Here is a 393-nt window from a genome sequence, read left to right as displayed (position 1 = left end):
CGCCCGTCTGACCGGGCGCACCGCGCTCGTGGTGGACGACGGCGTGCTCGCGGACGCGATCGCCGACGGGGTGGCCAGGCGCACGGGCGTTCCGCGACCGCGCGTCGCGGTCACGGTGGGGCGCAGAGCCGCCACGGTCCGCCTGACCCCGACCAGCGGGGTGCCCGTGGACCGTGACGCGGCGCGGACCGCTGTGGTGCGCGTGCTGGACGAGGTGGGCTTCGCCCTGACGCCGCGTGTGCTCGTGGCGACGGAAGGAGTGGTCGGATGAGGCTCTCGGGATCCGTGGGGAACCGGGTTGTCCTGCTCGGCGGCGGCCTCGTGCTGCTCGCGGCGGGCGCGGCACTCGTGGCGACCGGGCTGGAGTCGGCGCGGCTGCTGCCCGCGGGGGCG

At 77.4% G+C, this 393-nt stretch carries 1 pseudogene; it reads left to right on the top strand.

Going from position 1 to position 393, the window contains the following annotated elements:
• A pseudogene (locus tag DW299_RS18730) lies at positions 1-271 on the top strand (hypothetical protein); the annotation flags it as partial.
• Positions 272-393 lie beyond the last annotated feature (122 nt).

The sequence above is a fragment of the Microbacterium sp. K35 genome (assembly GCF_004794375.1).
GTDB classification, from domain to species: domain Bacteria; phylum Actinomycetota; class Actinomycetes; order Actinomycetales; family Microbacteriaceae; genus Microbacterium; species Microbacterium sufflavum.
Note: the sequence above shows the minus strand (reverse complement) of the source record. Positions and strands in the feature narration are given on the sequence as shown.